The organism is Arthrobacter sp. JUb115 (assembly GCF_004365035.1).
Classification (GTDB): Bacteria; Actinomycetota; Actinomycetes; order Actinomycetales; family Micrococcaceae; genus Glutamicibacter.
Genome location: NZ_SOBS01000005.1, coordinates 211,862 through 226,557, shown reverse-complemented (window position 1 = coordinate 226,557; position 14,696 = coordinate 211,862). Strand labels below are relative to the sequence as shown.

The 14,696-nt window shown below is 61.8% G+C and carries 10 protein-coding genes; 5 read left to right on the top strand and 5 right to left on the bottom strand.

From position 1 onward, the window contains the following. Positions 1 to 72: 72 nt before the first annotated feature. Entirely contained in the window at positions 73 to 699 is a 627-nt protein-coding gene (locus EDF61_RS10975) for a hypothetical protein (protein ID WP_133834113.1), read from the top strand. Positions 700 to 1,425: 726 nt separating this feature from the next. On the opposite strand, the gene EDF61_RS10970 is transcribed toward EDF61_RS10975, so the two are convergent. Further along, positions 1,426 to 2,307, bottom strand: coding sequence for an SPFH domain-containing protein (locus EDF61_RS10970; protein ID WP_133834112.1), 882 nt, complete (start codon positions 2,305 to 2,307; stop codon positions 1,426 to 1,428). 133 nt (positions 2,308 to 2,440) lie between these two features. Here EDF61_RS10970 and EDF61_RS10965 point away from each other — a divergent pair, with 133 nt between their 5' ends. Beyond that, on the top strand, positions 2,441 to 3,430 hold the full coding sequence (locus tag EDF61_RS10965) for an aldo/keto reductase (RefSeq protein WP_105656191.1): 990 nt from the start codon (positions 2,441 to 2,443) through the stop codon (positions 3,428 to 3,430). A 23-nt stretch (positions 3,431 to 3,453) separates the two neighbouring features. Here the strand turns inward: EDF61_RS10965 and nirB are convergent, their stop codons facing one another. Then, complete coding sequence (nirB, locus tag EDF61_RS10960; protein ID WP_133834111.1) at positions 3,454 to 6,069, bottom strand: nitrite reductase large subunit NirB; 2,616 nt, start codon at positions 6,067 to 6,069, stop codon at positions 3,454 to 3,456. Between the two features lie 358 nt (positions 6,070 to 6,427). Here nirB and nirD point away from each other — a divergent pair, with 358 nt between their 5' ends. Next, complete coding sequence (gene nirD, locus EDF61_RS10955) at positions 6,428 to 6,805, top strand: nitrite reductase small subunit NirD (protein WP_105662151.1); 378 nt, start codon at positions 6,428 to 6,430, stop codon at positions 6,803 to 6,805. Positions 6,806 to 7,068: 263 nt separating this feature from the next. On the opposite strand, the gene EDF61_RS10950 is transcribed toward nirD, so the two are convergent. The 3 genes from EDF61_RS10950 to EDF61_RS10940 are packed head-to-tail and all read right to left on the bottom strand — an operon-like array spanning position 7,069 to position 12,102. Then, complete coding sequence (locus tag EDF61_RS10950) at positions 7,069 to 8,559, bottom strand: FAD-dependent oxidoreductase (protein ID WP_105656193.1); 1,491 nt, start codon at positions 8,557 to 8,559, stop codon at positions 7,069 to 7,071. Further along, a complete protein-coding gene (locus EDF61_RS10945; protein ID WP_133834110.1) occupies positions 8,556 to 10,691 on the bottom strand; it encodes a molybdopterin oxidoreductase family protein in 2,136 nt (711 codons plus the stop codon). Before EDF61_RS10945 ends, EDF61_RS10950 begins: the two co-directional genes overlap by 4 nt. 1 nt (position 10,692) lies before the next feature. Next, positions 10,693 to 12,102, bottom strand: a complete 1,410-nt coding sequence (locus tag EDF61_RS10940; protein ID WP_133834109.1) for an MFS transporter — start codon at positions 12,100 to 12,102, stop codon at positions 10,693 to 10,695. Positions 12,103 to 12,538: 436 nt separating this feature from the next. Between EDF61_RS10940 and EDF61_RS10935 the strand changes: the two genes are divergently transcribed. Beyond that, positions 12,539 to 13,024: a nucleoside deaminase gene (locus EDF61_RS10935; protein WP_133834108.1), complete on the top strand. Its 486-nt coding sequence runs from the start codon at positions 12,539 to 12,541 to the stop codon at positions 13,022 to 13,024. A gap of 12 nt (positions 13,025 to 13,036) precedes the next feature. Next, entirely contained in the window at positions 13,037 to 14,539 is a 1,503-nt protein-coding gene (locus tag EDF61_RS10930; RefSeq protein ID WP_105662034.1) for an NCS2 family permease, read from the top strand. Positions 14,540 to 14,696: the final 157 nt, after the last annotated feature.

Here is a 14,696-nt window from a genome sequence, read left to right as displayed (position 1 = left end):
GAGGGTTTCAGACGCGTTGGCGCTCGCCTAGAATGTGGGACATTTCAGCCACGTTTAAAATTCGACAAGAACATGACTTTAATCAAAGATAAATCGCGTGCGGTCATCGCGATTGGCCGGCGCAGAATCCCGGTAGCATTAGCTCAAATGATGATACGTAAGATCTATTCAGGTTGTCTTGCTTTAGCAACTATTTGTGCCCTTTCCGCTTGCGGCAGGGTTCAAGCCACGCAGACTGGGGCATTGGCCCTAGGCGCTCCTGAAGGCGACGTCGAAAACACTTTGTGCGGAATATTTCACGAGCAGAACTTCGTCGGGGATGTAGCATCCAGCACCTCAGGGGATCCGCTATGGATCACCGACGTGCAAGCTGTAGAGGCCACGGGCTGGGAATCAAAGCGATCCGTGGCAGCACTGCTACCCGAAGGTGAGACTAGCTTGTTGGCGTGGACTAATGAGAGCCTCAAAGAGGCAGAATTCAAAGAAATCGCTGAGAGATTAGTACCTTTAGAAAGTCCCATCGAAGTCCCTGCCGGGGAAAATGTGCAGGTAGGTCTCGAGGGTGCCGTGAAGAATGGTGTGGAAAACGCTGAAGTTTCACAGCTTCGGGTCATTTATAAGACAGATTTGAAATCGTCGAAAAGCTTTTCTGCTGTCGGAAATATCCGCTACGAATGGCGAGCTCAAAGCTGCGAGTGACCGTTGTGTGACCAAGGTTTCTTGGGCTATCACGTGGTTGAGAACAACAGAATCCCCCAGCCAATACGGTTAGGGGTTCTGTTGCTCCTATTGGAAGCTGACTAGATCAGTGCAGCATTTGTGTAGTCAAATTCGAAGCGCGCCCGCACGCTTATTGACCTTTCAGTTTCAGATGCGAACACATAGGAGTCACGCCGATTTTCGGCGTCGTAGAAACTTGGCGCTGGGGCGTGCTCAAATTCATTGACCTCATCGGCTGCCACCTGCTCCGGCGTGCGGAGAGCAGGTCTTCCTCCAGATCAAATACTGTGTTCTCCTATGGTGCAGTCTTGATGATCCCTTTCAGCGCTTTCACACGAGATGGATCTGAACCATGCCTGCACTCGCGCGAAGCCAGTCAGATGAACTGTGTAGGATTTCCAACCAATTGATAGAAAGAGACTCGGAAAAACACGACATGACCTTCTAAGACGACCCGGCTGAACAGCCAGTGGAAAACGCCTCAGACATCGCCGACAGGTTCGCGGCTTGAGAGTATTTAGGGATCATCAACGACTCTGTTTCAGAAAATTGACCCGCTCATCTCATTAGCAAGTAGCGATTCATAAAACTTTTCCCCACGAGTCACCCCGTAAACACCAGCGCAACGAAGTTCATTAGTGCAGGTCCAAAATTAAGCTAGTCATCGCCCCTGTCCTGTGGACGGGGGCGATGACCAAAGGGGGACTATTTGCTGTCTTTTTCGCCAGTCATCGTAATGGGCTGGACCCCTGAATTCGGGAAGCAGCCGATAGGGCTCTGGCCGGATTCGGCGACGATATCCAGGCACTTGGACGTCAGGGTTTCCGGAGTCAGCGAGCGTTCCAGGATCTTGTTGGCTTCGGCTTCAGCGGTGCTGGTCTGCTTGCGCTGCTGGGCCACGCGGGTCTTGGCGGTTTCCGCCTGCAGTTCATTGATGCGGTTCTGCGTCGGCTCGTCGAAATTGATGATCGGCAAGGTAACCGAGCGGATCTCGATCTGGGTCTTGACCTTGGCCTGCATCTTTTCCTGGACGGACTTCGCCAGGCCCTCCAAGTCCTGGCCGCCGCTGGCCGGTTCGCCGTATTCCAGCGGATCATAGGTGGCCATGACCTCGTTCAATGCGGCGCGGAAGTTGCGGTCGACGAGGTTGGACTGGATGCCCTCGAAGGTGCGGTAATCCAGGAACACGTCCATCGCATCGTCGGTCTTCAGCTGCCACTGGATCGAGGCGTCAACGTCGGCTCGGCCGTTGTTGCCCAGGCGAACCGGGATGGCGCTGCTGGCGGAGTAGACGTCGTTCTGCACCGAGCCATCCAGCTTCTCGACCTTTTCCCATGGCCACTTCAGGTGGAAGCCGTTGCTCACCACGGAGGTCGGCTTGCCCAGCGCGACCTTCACGCCTACAGTGCGTGGCTGCACGATGGTGGTTGACATGATGGCCAGCACGATCAGCGAGACGATGAAGATGCTGATTCCGGTGAAGCGCGTGGAAGAGCGGTTCTTGTTTTCTGGCTTCATGGATTTGCTGGCAAGCATGACGAGCAATCCTACGACGGCGCAAATGACCGCAAGAATAGTGGGGAACATGATCTCCTCGATGGTGTGACGGTAATTTATATTCTATCGTTTAGATAATTGAGAACAAATTCAGACACCGCAACACAGCAGAATGATCTGCCATCGACCGGAAATATGCACTGCGGGCACTAGACTCGGAGGCATGCAAAAACGAGAACTTGGACGTACCCACCGCAACGTGTCGGCCATTGGCCTGGGCACCTGGCAACTAGGCGCTGACTGGGGCTCGGTAGACGAGACCGACGCGCTAGCCGTACTCGATGCCGCCTACGAAGCCGGGGTGAACTTCTTCGACACCGCCGATGTCTACGGCGATGGCCGCAGCGAGCAGCTGATCGGCACTTGGCTGAAGGCCAACCCGGATGCCGGGGTCACCGTGGCCACCAAAATGGGCCGCCGTGTCGAGCAGCTGCCGGAGAACTACAACCTGGATGCCTTCCGCGCGTGGAATGACCGCTCCCGCAAGAACCTGGGCGTGGACACCCTGGACCTGGTCCAGCTGCACTGCCCGCCAACCCCGGTGTACTCCACCGATGCGATCTACGATGCGCTGGACACCATGGTGGATGAAGGCCGGATGGCCAACTACGGCGTTTCGGTGGAAACCGTGGATGAGGCGCTGGCGGCAATTGCCCGCCCGAACATTGCCACCGTGCAGATCATCATCAACGCCTTCCGCCACAAGCCGCTGGAAACCGTGCTTCCAGCAGCCCGCGAGGCAGGGGTGGGGATCATCGCCCGGGTGCCGCTGGCCAGCGGATTGCTGACTAACCGCTACACCCTGCAGACCGAGTTCGCCAAGGACGACCACCGCAACTTCAACCGCGACGGCTCCTCCTTCGACGTCGGGGAGACCTTCTCCGGCGTGGACTACGCCACCGGTCTTCAAGCCGCTGGCGAGTTCGCCAAGCTGGCTGCCGCCGAGGCGCCCGAAGCCACCAGTGCCCAGGTGGCTTTGGCTTGGCTGGCCGCCCAGGACGGGGTGAGCACCATCATCCCCGGAGCCCGCAACGCACAGCAGGCCCGCGCGAACGCGGCTGCCGGCTCGCTGCGGATCTCCGAGGGATTCAACGCCTCGGTCCGCGACCTCTACGACGCCAAGCTGCGCGAACAGATCCACCCGCGCTGGTAGGCAGCACGGGTGGGATGCCGTTCCTAGCCTTGCGGCGCCCCGACCGGGATGCTGGCACCTAGTGCCACCGGCTCGGCGGGGCGCTGCTGTCCGCGCTCGGAAACATATTCCAGCTCGGTATCCGGTGCGGCGGTGTTCACGAAGGAACGGAAGCGCTTGAGCTTCACCGGGTCGGCCAAGGTGGCGGCCCACTCGTCCTCGTAGTTGGCCACGTGGGTTTCCATGGCCGCTTCCAACTCGTCGGCCAGGCCCAGCGAATCCTCGATCACCACCTGCTTGGCCCGTTCCAATCCGCCATCCAGGTCCTGCAGCCAATGCGCGGTGCGCTGCAGCTTGTCCGCGGTGCGGATGTAGTACATCAGGTAGCGGTCGATGTACTTGAACAGCGTTTGATCATCCAGCCCGCCGGCCAGCAGTTGGGCATGGGCCGGGTTGGCGCCGCCGTTGCCGCCCACATACAGGTTCCAGCCATCGGTGGTGGCGATCACGCCGATGTCCTTGGCGCGGGCCTCGGCGCACTCGCGGGCACAGCCCGAAACGCCCATCTTCAGCTTGTGCGGTGCCCGCAGGCCCCGGTAGCGCAGCTCCATTTCGATGCCCAGCGCGGTGGAATCGAGCATGCCGTATCGGCACCAGGATGAACCGACGCAGGTCTTCACATTGCGCAGCGACTTGCCGTAGGCCTGGCCCGATTCGAAGCCGGCGTCCACCAGCTCGCGCCAGATCTCGGGCAGCTGCTCCAAGCGGGCGCCGAACATGTCGATGCGCAGGCCGCCGGTGAGCTTGGTGTACAGGCCGTATTTCTGCGCCACCGCTGCAATCACGCCGAGCTTCTCGGGGGTGATCTCCCCGCCCGGGATGCGCGGCACCACCGAGTAGGTGCCGTCCTTCTGCATATTGGCCAGCACGCGGTCGTTGGTGTCCTGGGCGCCGGCAAGACCTGCATCCATCGGGTGGGCGCTGGTCTGCGAGGAGAGGATATTGGCGATCACCGGCTTGCAGATATCGCAGCCCTGGCCGGTGCCGAAGCGTTCCATCACCTCGCCGAAGGCCTGCAACCCGGCCACGCGGATGGCTTCGTAGAGCTCCGGACGGGAGAAGGAAATATGCTCGCACAGGGCGGTGGAAACTTCCGCGCCGTCCTTGAGCATCTGCGCTTCCATGAGCTTCTTGAGCATCGGCACGCAGGACCCGCACTGGGTGCCGGCACGGGTGCACCCCTTCAACCCGGAAACGGTGGTCACCGGAGCTTCGCCCTCGAAACAACCACAACCGGAAACGGCATCGCGGATGGTGCCGGCGGTGACCGAATTGCAGGAGCACAGCACCGCATCATCGGGCAGTTCGCCCTCCGGCGCTTCGCCGCCCAAGGCGCTGAGGTACGCGCCTGGTTCGCCGGACAGCTCCCGTCCGAGTAAAGGACGCAGCGACTGGTACGGGGTGGCATCGCCAACGAAAATGCCGCCGAGCAGTGTCTTGGCATCGGAGGAAACCACGAGCTTCTGGTACAGGCCACGCGGGGCATCGGCATAGACCACTTCCAGCGCCCCCTCGGCGCGGGCGAAGCCATCGCCGAAGCTGGCCACGTCCACACCGGAGAGCTTGAGCTTGGTGGCGGTGTCGAAGCCAGCGAATTCGGCTTCGCCCCCGGCCAGCTGTTCGGCCACTATTTCCGCCATGGCGTTGGCCGGAGCGACCAGGCCGATGCAGAAACCCTCGTAGTTCGCGACCTCGCCGATAGCCCAGATGTGCTCGATATCGGTGGCGCAATGCGCGTCGATGACCACGCCGCCGCGGGGGCCCATGCCGAAACGGGGTGCCGGGCTGCCTGCTTCGTCAAGGGCCGCGTTGTAATTGCGGATCAGCTCATCGCGGGGACGAACACCGATCGAAACGACCACTATATCCGCATCGATGGTGCGTTCATCAGCCATCAGCACGCCGGTGACAGCCGTGCTGCCAGACTCCTGGCTGGTCAGGATTTCTTGCGGGAAAACGCCGTTGTGGACGGTGAATCCGGTTTGCTCGATGAGCCGGCCCATGGCCTGGCCAGCGCCTTCATCCAGCTGGGTGCCCATCAGCCATTTGCCGCCATCAATGACTACTGCCTCCGCACCCAGTGCTTGGGCACCCGCGGCAGCTTCCAAACCGAGCAGCCCGCCACCGATGGTAGCTACCACCGGGGTGCGGCCCAGGGAAGCTGAAAGTTCCTTGACCTTCTGCGCGATGGACCAGACATCTTCCAGCGTGCGGTACACAAAGGTGTGCTCGTTGCCGGCGATTGGCAACGTGGCCGCGTTGGAACCGGTGGCCAGCACCAATTCGTCGTAGCTGAAGATGCGTCCGTCTTCCGTGGTGACCGTCCGCTTGGTGCTGTCGATAGCGATGGCCTTGGCGTTGGTTTCCAAGGCGACATGCTCGGCTTCCCAGAGCTTCGGATCGCCGAGGGTGAGATCGACTCCGGGGTTGGTTAACGCCTGGGAGAGCGCCACGCGATCATAGGGAAGGTGGGTTTCTTCGGTCAATACCGTGATGCTCAGATCCTGCGGTGCGCGGCTGGCCAGGGCTTCGGTGAAGCGGTGGGCTGCGGGACCGCCGCCGATAACCAGGATGTTGCGTGCATTGTGTGGAGTACCCATGATCAATTTCGACTTTCGCTGGGAAACGGTGAGTTTCAGGCTGATGAGTCCACTGTAGAAAGCATGCTTTGCGCCGCAATTACCCTTGTGTTTCGGCCGGAGCAATTCTCTCCACCATCAGACGAAAGCCAGGTGAAGCGGCTGAAACATATTCGAATCATTCGCAATGGGCAATCGTTGCGCAAAGGCAATTGGACAGGATAAACCAGCGGATTTCCGGGAGAATCCAGGATTCACGGTGCCCATTTTTGCTGTTAGGCATGCTTTACGGACTGGCAACGGCTGGAAGCATCGGGCGAAACATGCGGCTTCTAAGCTCGGTATGTCAGCAGATGCCAACCACGAAGGGCTTACGTTCATGAGCACGCAAATTGCAGAAGACACCCGTGAAGCTACTTTGAGCTTGGCTCCGCTTTGCCGCAGTGCAGAGCTGGAGCGTGGATGGGGAGAAGCGCTGTGGCTTGAGGCCACACAGCTAGCCCTGTTCCGTACCGAAGAAGATGCCTTCTACGCAACCTCGCATCACTGCCCGAACAGCGGCGCGAAGGTCATGGCCCGCGGCATTCTGGGCGACACCATGGTCGAAGGAACCAGCGTGGCCACCGTTGCCTGCCCGCTGCACAAGGAAGTGTACCGACTGGATACCGGCGAATGCCTGAACGCCGATTCGCTGCCGCTGCCAGTGCAGCGGCTCATGGAAATCGAGGGACAGCTATGGATGGAGCAGAGCAAATGAGTATCAAATCAGATCGCAGCCTGAACGTCGAGCATTCGGCCTGGCAAGGCTGGTACGAACTGAACGACGAGACGGATTCGCTTGCAACCAACTAGCTCCGGCTATCGCATTTTCCAGCGGTGGCGTGCAAGAATAAGGCAACTCGCATCATCATCCAAACGCAGGGACGAAAGCTCACGGCTTTCGTCCCTGCGATTTTGCGTTCCGGCCGGGCATAGGCAAGGGCGGCCAGCTCGCTGGGAGCCGACCGCCCATTGGAGCCATTACGCCAGGGCAGGCGCCTTGGCCAGCAACTCTTCGATCTTCGCTTTGCACCCGCCGCATCCGGTGCCCGCACGGCAGTTCTCGCCGACCTCGGCGACGGTGGTGCAACCAGCGCCTACAGCATGGGTTACCTGGCCGTAGGTAGCGCCCGAACAGCGGCACAGCTGATCATCATCGCTGGGGATAGCAGCGATTTGATCCGTTGCCGGATCATCCAGCCGCAAGAGGGCCGAACGGTCTTCAGGCAACGCGGTGGCCCGTTCATAGGCCAGCACGAGTTCGGCACTGGTTTGCGGCAATCCCATGGCCAGGAATCCGGTGACCGTATCCTGCCGGGTGACGATCTTCAGGTACCGTCCGCGCGCAGGATCTGCATAGACGGTTGCCTGCAGATCGGTATCGTCCCAATAACCGGCGCTGATATCGCCGGCTGCAGTCAGCTCGATGCCTTGTCCCTTGAGCATCAATACATCAGAAGCAGAGAAGTCCGGGGCAGCAAGCGGCTCGGAGCCAGAGGAACCAGCCAGCCGCAACAACTGCTGGGACAACCATGCGGCTTGTGCCCAGCCCGGGGCCAGCAGTCCGACCGGTGGCTGTCCGGCAACTTCGGCACAGTCGCCGAGGGCGAAAATTCGCTGCTCGGTATCGGCGCAAAGGAATTCATCAGTCTTAATACCGCGGCCCACCGGTAATCCGCAGCCCGAGGCCAGCTCTGTTCTGGCTCTCACACCCGTGGAAATGAGCAGGGCATCAGCCTGGATCAGTCCGTGGGTGGAAGTCATCAGGCCGGTGAAACCCTGTGCATCCTTCTGAATGCCACTGGCCTTCGCACCAGGGATCACCTCGACACCTGCTTCACGCAGATTACGCGTCAGCAGCGCCCCTCCATCTGCATCCACGACGCGTCCCAAGGGAGCCGGACCATGATGCACCAGCACCGGTTGGGCGCCGGTGCGCGCAATGGCCAAGGCCGCCTCGATACCCAGAACTCCGCCGCCGAGAATTAAAATGCGTTGGCCCAGACCGATCGATTCCCGCAGCTGGTGGGCGTCATCCACCGTGCGCAGCGCGAAAACTCCGGCTGGCAGTGAAGCATCAGCGTGCGGATCGAAATTCAGGCCGTTGAGCGTGGGGATTACCGCTCGGGCGCCGGTGGCGAAAACAAGCCGGTCGTAGGACACATAGTCGTTGCCGCCCAGATGGATCCGGCGCCGTGAGCGATCGATGCCGGTAGCCTGCACGCCCAAGCGCACGTCGACTCCGGCATCGGCCAAGCGCTGCGGATCCACCATGCCCAAATGCCCGAACTCGGCGGCTCCCACTGCCAGTTCAGCGAGCAGCACACGGTTGTAGGCCAGGTGGTCTTCGGCGCTGATGATGGTGATGGCGCAGTGGCCGGCCGCCGCTGCCGGGAGCAGCCCTTCGACAAGGGACGCGGCGACGGGGCCGAAGCCAATGATGATAATGCGTTGCGGGCGTTGCTCGTTCATTGTTCCTCTTTCACAGCGCTCAGCGAAACATGGGCGTGCTTGAATTCCGGCATCTTGCTGCGCGGGTCGACCTTCGCCTCGGTCAGCAGGTTTGCGGTACCGGAATCCGGGTAGTGGAAGGGCAAGAAGACCGTGTCCAGCCGGGCATCAACGGTCAGCCGTGCGCGGGCGGTGACTTCACCGCGTTCATTGCTGATCACGACCTTTTGTCCTTGGACAATCCGGTGGGCCAGCGCGGTTGCTGGATGGATTTCCAGCAGCGGTTCCGGTGCGGCCTGGACCAGCTCGGGGACCCGGCGCGTCTGGGCGCCAGACTGGTAGTGCTCCAGCAGCCGGCCGGTCACCAGGGACACGGCCGACTTACTCATCCGGGGCTCCGGTTGGAAAGCAACTGGCACCAGCACTGCACGCCGATCCGCATGGGCAAAACCGTTAAGGAATAGCCGAGGGGTTCCATTGCGGATGCCGCGCTCGGCCTTCACCTCGGTGCCTGCAGGGCACGGCCAGTAGATGGCCGCCCCGGCATCGAGGTCATCCCAACGCACTCCCGAGTAGTCCGCTAGTCCACCGGCTGAAGCCAATTTGAGTTCTTCGAAGACTTCTCGGGCATCGGGGGAGAAGTGGCCGGGAGCATCCAGGCGTTGGGCGAGCTGGGCGAGGATCCACAGTTCGCCGCGCGCATGTTCCGGTGCCGCCAAGGCAGCGCGGCGGCGCAGGATCCGCCCCTCCAAGTTGGTCATGCTGCCTTCTTCTTCAGCCCATTGCAGCACCGGCAAGACCAGGTCCGCTTGGGCTGCGGTCTCCGAGAGGAAAAAGTCGCAGACCACCAGGAAATCCAGCCTGGACAGTGCGTGGATCACGCGCGACGCATCGGGTGCGGAGATCACCGGGTTGGCCCCGTGGACCATCAGCATGCGCGGACCAGTGGGGGTACCTAGCGCGTCGAGGAGTTCAACGGCGGGAAGCCCGGGACCGGGAATGGTTTCGGGGTCAACACCCCAGACGCGGGCTACATGCGCACGGTGTTCCGGGTCGGTGATCTTGCGGTAGCCGGGAAGCTGGTCGCACTTTTGCCCGTGTTCCCGACCGCCCTGCCCGTTGCCCTGGCCGGTGATGGTGCCGTAGCCGCCGGCCAGGGTTCCGGGCAAGCCGAGCAGCAGCGCGAGGTTGATCGCGGCGGTGACCGTATCGGTGCCGTTGGAATGCTGCTCGATGCCGCGGCCGGTGAGGATGTAGACCGGCTTGCCGCCGGCCTTCGCTTCGCTGGCTGCCTGCGCCAAGGCCCGGGCGGTGTGCCGGATCTGCTCGGCAGGAACACCGGTGACCTGGGCGGTGCGTTCTGGCCACCAGCTGGCCAAGGAGGCTTTCACTGCATCGAAACCGTTAGTGCGGGCGGCCAAGTAGCTGGTGTCGGCCAGGGACTCGGCCACCAGCACGTGGGCCAAGCCCAGCAGCAGCGGTAGGTCGGTGGCCGGGGTCGGCTGCAGGTGCCAGCCAGCATTATCGGCGCAGAGCTTGGCTGTAGCTGAACGGCGAGGATCAACCACGATCAGCCCGCCGTTCTCACGGGCTCCGGCCAGATGCCGGACAAAGGGCGGCATCGTATCGGCCACGTTGGAACCGAGCATCAGGATCATCCCGGCCGAATCCAGATCAGCCAGCGGGAAAGGCAATCCCCGGTCCAAGCCGAAGGCGCGGTTGGTGCCGGCGGCTGCCGAGGACATGCAGAACCGTCCGTTGTAGTCGATGCGCGAGGTACCCAGGGCAAGCCGCGCGAACTTGCCCAGCTGGTAGGCCTTTTCATTGGTCAGCGACCCGGAACCGAAGACCGCGAGTGCGTTGGCTCCGGATTCGGCCCGGATGCCCAGCGCCTTTTCGGCAACCAGATCCAGCGCATGCTCCCAGCTAACCGGGGCAAAGCTTCCATCGGGCTGACGGAGCAGGGGTGATTGCAGGCGTTCTGGGTGATCGAGCAGCGTGGCGGCGCTATAGCCTTTGCGGCACAGCGCCCCGCCATTGGTCTCGAAGTCCCGTCCCTTCAGGCTCACCGGTTCGGTGCCGTGATCCTGCTGGTTGGGTTCCAAGATGATGCCGCACTGCAGGGCGCAATAGGGGCAATGAGTGTCGGTCATCCTAGACTCCGTGCTGGGCGAAACGGGTGCCTGAGCGTGCATAGGCGAACCATGCGGTGGCCATGAGCAGCAGGTAGACCGCGATGAAGATGATGAACGCCGTGGTGTAGGCGCCGGTGCTGGATACGGACAGGCCCAAGGCCTGGGGAATCAGGAAGCCGCCGTAGGCGCCAATGGCCGAGATCAAACCGAGGGCTGCGGCCGCCTTGCGCGAAGAATCCACCTGGCTTGCCTGTTTTCCCTCGTCGCTCAGGGCAAAGACTGCCGGGATCATGCGGTAGGTCGAGCCATTGCCGATGCCGCTTGCGGTGAAGAGCAGCAAGAACAGGAATAGAAACATCCAGAAGTTGGCCCGTGGCAGGCTGAGCACTAGCGCAGCGGTAATCAAGGCCATGGCTCCGAAGGTCGCCACGGTGATGCGTGCGCCGCCGAGCTTGTCAGCGATCTTGCCGCCGTATGGACGGGCCAGGGACGCGACCAGCGGGCCGAGGAAAGCCAAGGTGATGGTTGCGGTGCCCAACGGCAAGGCCGCGTATTCGGGGAAGGTGTCAACGATCAGCTTGGGGAATACTGCCGAGAATCCAATGAAGGAGCCGAAGGTTCCCACATACAGTGCGGAGATGATCCACAGGTGCTTTACCTTCAGGCAGGCAATGGCGCCGCGGATATCTGAGCGGGCCGACGACAGGTTATGCATGTATTTCCAGGCACCCCATGCGGAGAGCAGAATCAACGGGATCCAGAGCATCCCTGCCAGCGGTAGCTGCAACGCCCCGGCGGCGAAGACCGTGACAATGACCGGTACAAGCAGCTGGGCGACCGCCGCGCCGAGGTTGCCGCCGGCGGCGTTGAGGCCCAACGCCCATCCCTTGCGGGAAGCGGGGTAGAAATAGGTGATATTAGCCATCGAGGAAGCGAAGTTTCCGCCGCCGAAGCCGGTCAGCGCCGCAAGGCTGAGCATGACCCAGAATGGCGTGGACGGATCAGCCAGGGCCAGGGAAATGCCGCCGGCCGGAATCAGCAGGAGCAGCGCGGAAATGACCGTCCAGTTGCGCCCGCCGAAACGGGCCACCATGAACGTGTAGGGGATGCGCAGTGTGGCACCGACGAGGCTCGGGATGGAGATCAGCCAGAACAGCTGCGTGGTGCTGTAGCTGAATCCCGCTACTGGAAGATAGACCACGACAATGGCGAAAAGCTGCCAAACGCTGAATCCGAGGAACTCGGCGAAGATGGACCACTTGAGGTTTTGGCTGGCTACCGCAGATCCGGTGCGCTTCCAGAATTCTGGATCCTCCGGGGTCCAATTGCTGACCCAGCGTCCCGGTTGCACTTGCAGTGCCTGCGATGTGTCAGATGCTTCTAGCTGTGCGCTCACGTTATCCGATCCCTTCTCTAGCACTTGATGCATCTGAGCTTCTCAAAGAGGTATTTCGCCTAGGTGCTCAGGTTGTTGCGCCGAAGGGAACTTAAATTCACCCGCCGGATCGGTGCGCCGATAGGCGGCTGTAATGTGTTGGAAACCCGAGCGCCGGGGCAACGATCCAGCTTAGGGATTCGCGGTGCTGGAGGGAGGGGCCAGTCCCGTCGGATCGCTGCTAGTGGGAGAGGGGATGAGCGGCAAGACGGCAAGTTTTTGTTCATGATGCGAAAAAGAGATTTCAAAAGAAGTGTTGCTTACGTCACAATCCGCTGATAATCTCGTAGCTGTCTATGGCGGGCACCCACCTGATGGGTCGCTATCTACCGGGCATGCAACTGATCGATTTCAGGTGACAAGCGCAACCGGTAGCTAGCGCCAAGCAGCGCGCTGCGGTTCTCTTGTCCAAAGCATGAGGAGCCACGCGATGAGCGTTACTACCACTGGCCAAGACTATCTTTCGATGGCCATCGATATTGCCACCACAAATGTCCACAACGCTGGCGGGCCTTTCGGCGCCGTCGTGGTCGCCTCCGACGGCCAGGTCTTCGAAGGGGTCAACCGCGTCACGGCCAACAATGATCCATCGGCGCACGCCGAAGTGGTGGCCATCCGCACCGCGGCCGCCGCCTTGGGGACCTTCGACTTGAGCGGCTGCGTGCTCTACAGCAGCTGCGAACCCTGCCCAATGTGCCTGGCCACCTCGCTGTGGGCCCGCATCGGCAAGGTCTTCTTCGCGGCCAACAGGCATGATGCGGCTGCCGCCGGATTCGACGACGCGGTGTTCTACGACTACTTCGAAGCAAAATCCAACCGCTCGCTGATGCCGGTGAACTGCTTCCAGTCCGAAGGCGGCGAGCACCTGTTGCCGTTCAAGGCATGGGATTCGCAAGAATCCCGGACCGACTACTAAAGGTCCAGGACCATGACCACGACAAGTCGCTTGCCAGCTGGCCCCCAGGGCGCGCAGCGCGGCAGCAAGCCGCGCCGGCCGGGCGGGCCGGGCGGCATCCTGGACGCGTTCTTCAGCATCACCGAACGCGGGTCCACGCTGGCGCGGGAATTGCGCGGCGGGATCGTCACCTTCTTCACGATGGCCTACATCGTGATCCTCAACCCGCTGATCCTCGGCGGATTCAGCGCCGAGGCCGCGCCCGTGGATGTGGCCGGCAACTGGCTTCCGGCCGCGCAGGTCGGGGCCATGACCTCGCTGACCGCCGGGGCCATGACCATCCTGTTCGGGCTGATCGCCAACCTGCCCTTCGGCCTGGCCGCCGGATTGGGCATCAACTCCTTCCTGGCCGTCTCGGTGATCCAGGACGTCACCTGGCCCGAGGCCATGGGACTGGTGGTGGTCAACGGCGTGCTGATCGTCCTGTTCGGGATGACCGGGGTGCGTACCGCGATCTTCCGGGCCATCCCCAAGGACCTGAAGGCCGCCATTACGGTGGGCATCGGGCTGTTCATCACCTTCATTGGGTTCGTGGACTCCGGCTTCGTTACCCGTACCGCCGCCGGGCCTCCGGTGCAGCTGGGCGATGGCGGGTCGATCGTCTCGATCCCGACCATGGTCTTCGTGGTGGGCCTGCTGATCATGGGCGCGCTGGTGGCCCGCGGGGTGCAGGGCGCGATCCTGATCGGCATCGTGATCTCCACGGTGCTGGCGATGATCGCCGAGCTGGTGTTCAGGATCGGGCCAGCCGGCGCGGATAACCCGCATGGCTGGCACCTGAACATGCCGGTGCTGCAGGGAAATATCGTCTCGTTGCCGGATTTGTCGCTGGCCGGGGAGTTCGACCTGTTCGGATCCTTCGGGCGGATCGGCGCGCTGGCGGCGACGATGCTGGTGTTCACCTTGGTGTTCACGAACTTCTTCGACGCCATGGGCACCATGACCGGACTGGCCAAGAATGCCGGTCTGGCGCGCAAGGACGGCACCTTCCCGCGGCTGAAGGCCGCGTTCGTGGTCGAGGGCCTGGGCGCGGTGGCCGGAGGCATGGGCTCGTCCTCCTCCAATACCGTCTACGTGGATTCGGCGGCCGGCATCGGGGAAGGAGCGCGCACCGGGCTGGCTTCGGTCATCACCGGCGTGCTGTTCCTGGGTTCGATGTTCTTCACGCCGCTGACCTCCGTGGTTCCCATCGAGGTGGCTGCCGCGGCACTGGTTCTGGTGGGCACCTTGATGTGCGCGCAGATCCGCGAGATCAACTTCAAGCGGTTCTCCAGCGCCATGCCGGCGTTCCTCACCCTGATCACCATGCCGTTGACCTACTCCATTGCCAATGGCATTGGCGCAGGGTTCATCGCCTGGGTGGTGGTGAACACCGCGGCCGGGCGGTATGCCAAGATCCACCCGCTGCTGTGGGTGGTGGCGCTGGGCTTCCTGGTGTACTTCGCACGGGGCCCGATTACGGCCCTACTGGCCTGAGTTGATACGGGCTATAGTAAGGATCCACTGAGGTGAGGTGGCTCACCTTGATGGTTTGCATGGATGTGAATGATCCGAATTCTGGAGGGTAATCATGGGCGGATGCCTCGCCTGGTCCAAGGGCCAGATAGCGCACGGAAACTGATCCCGCCGCAGC

Coding starts and splice junctions, on each gene's coding strand:
- EDF61_RS10975 (WP_133834113.1), top strand. CDS start 73: ATGACTTTAATCAAAGATAAATCGCGTGCGGTCATCGCGATTGGCCGG.
- EDF61_RS10970 (WP_133834112.1), bottom strand. CDS start 2,307: ATGTTCCCCACTATTCTTGCGGTCATTTGCGCCGTCGTAGGATTGCTC.
- EDF61_RS10965 (WP_105656191.1), top strand. CDS start 2,441: ATGCAAAAACGAGAACTTGGACGTACCCACCGCAACGTGTCGGCCATT.
- nirB (WP_133834111.1), bottom strand. CDS start 6,069: ATGGGTACTCCACACAATGCACGCAACATCCTGGTTATCGGCGGCGGT.
- nirD (WP_105662151.1), top strand. CDS start 6,428: ATGAGCACGCAAATTGCAGAAGACACCCGTGAAGCTACTTTGAGCTTG.
- EDF61_RS10950 (WP_105656193.1), bottom strand. CDS start 8,559: ATGAACGAGCAACGCCCGCAACGCATTATCATCATTGGCTTCGGCCCC.
- EDF61_RS10945 (WP_133834110.1), bottom strand. CDS start 10,691: ATGACCGACACTCATTGCCCCTATTGCGCCCTGCAGTGCGGCATCATC.
- EDF61_RS10940 (WP_133834109.1), bottom strand. CDS start 12,102: ATGCATCAAGTGCTAGAGAAGGGATCGGATAACGTGAGCGCACAGCTA.
- EDF61_RS10935 (WP_133834108.1), top strand. CDS start 12,539: ATGAGCGTTACTACCACTGGCCAAGACTATCTTTCGATGGCCATCGAT.
- EDF61_RS10930 (WP_105662034.1), top strand. CDS start 13,037: ATGACCACGACAAGTCGCTTGCCAGCTGGCCCCCAGGGCGCGCAGCGC.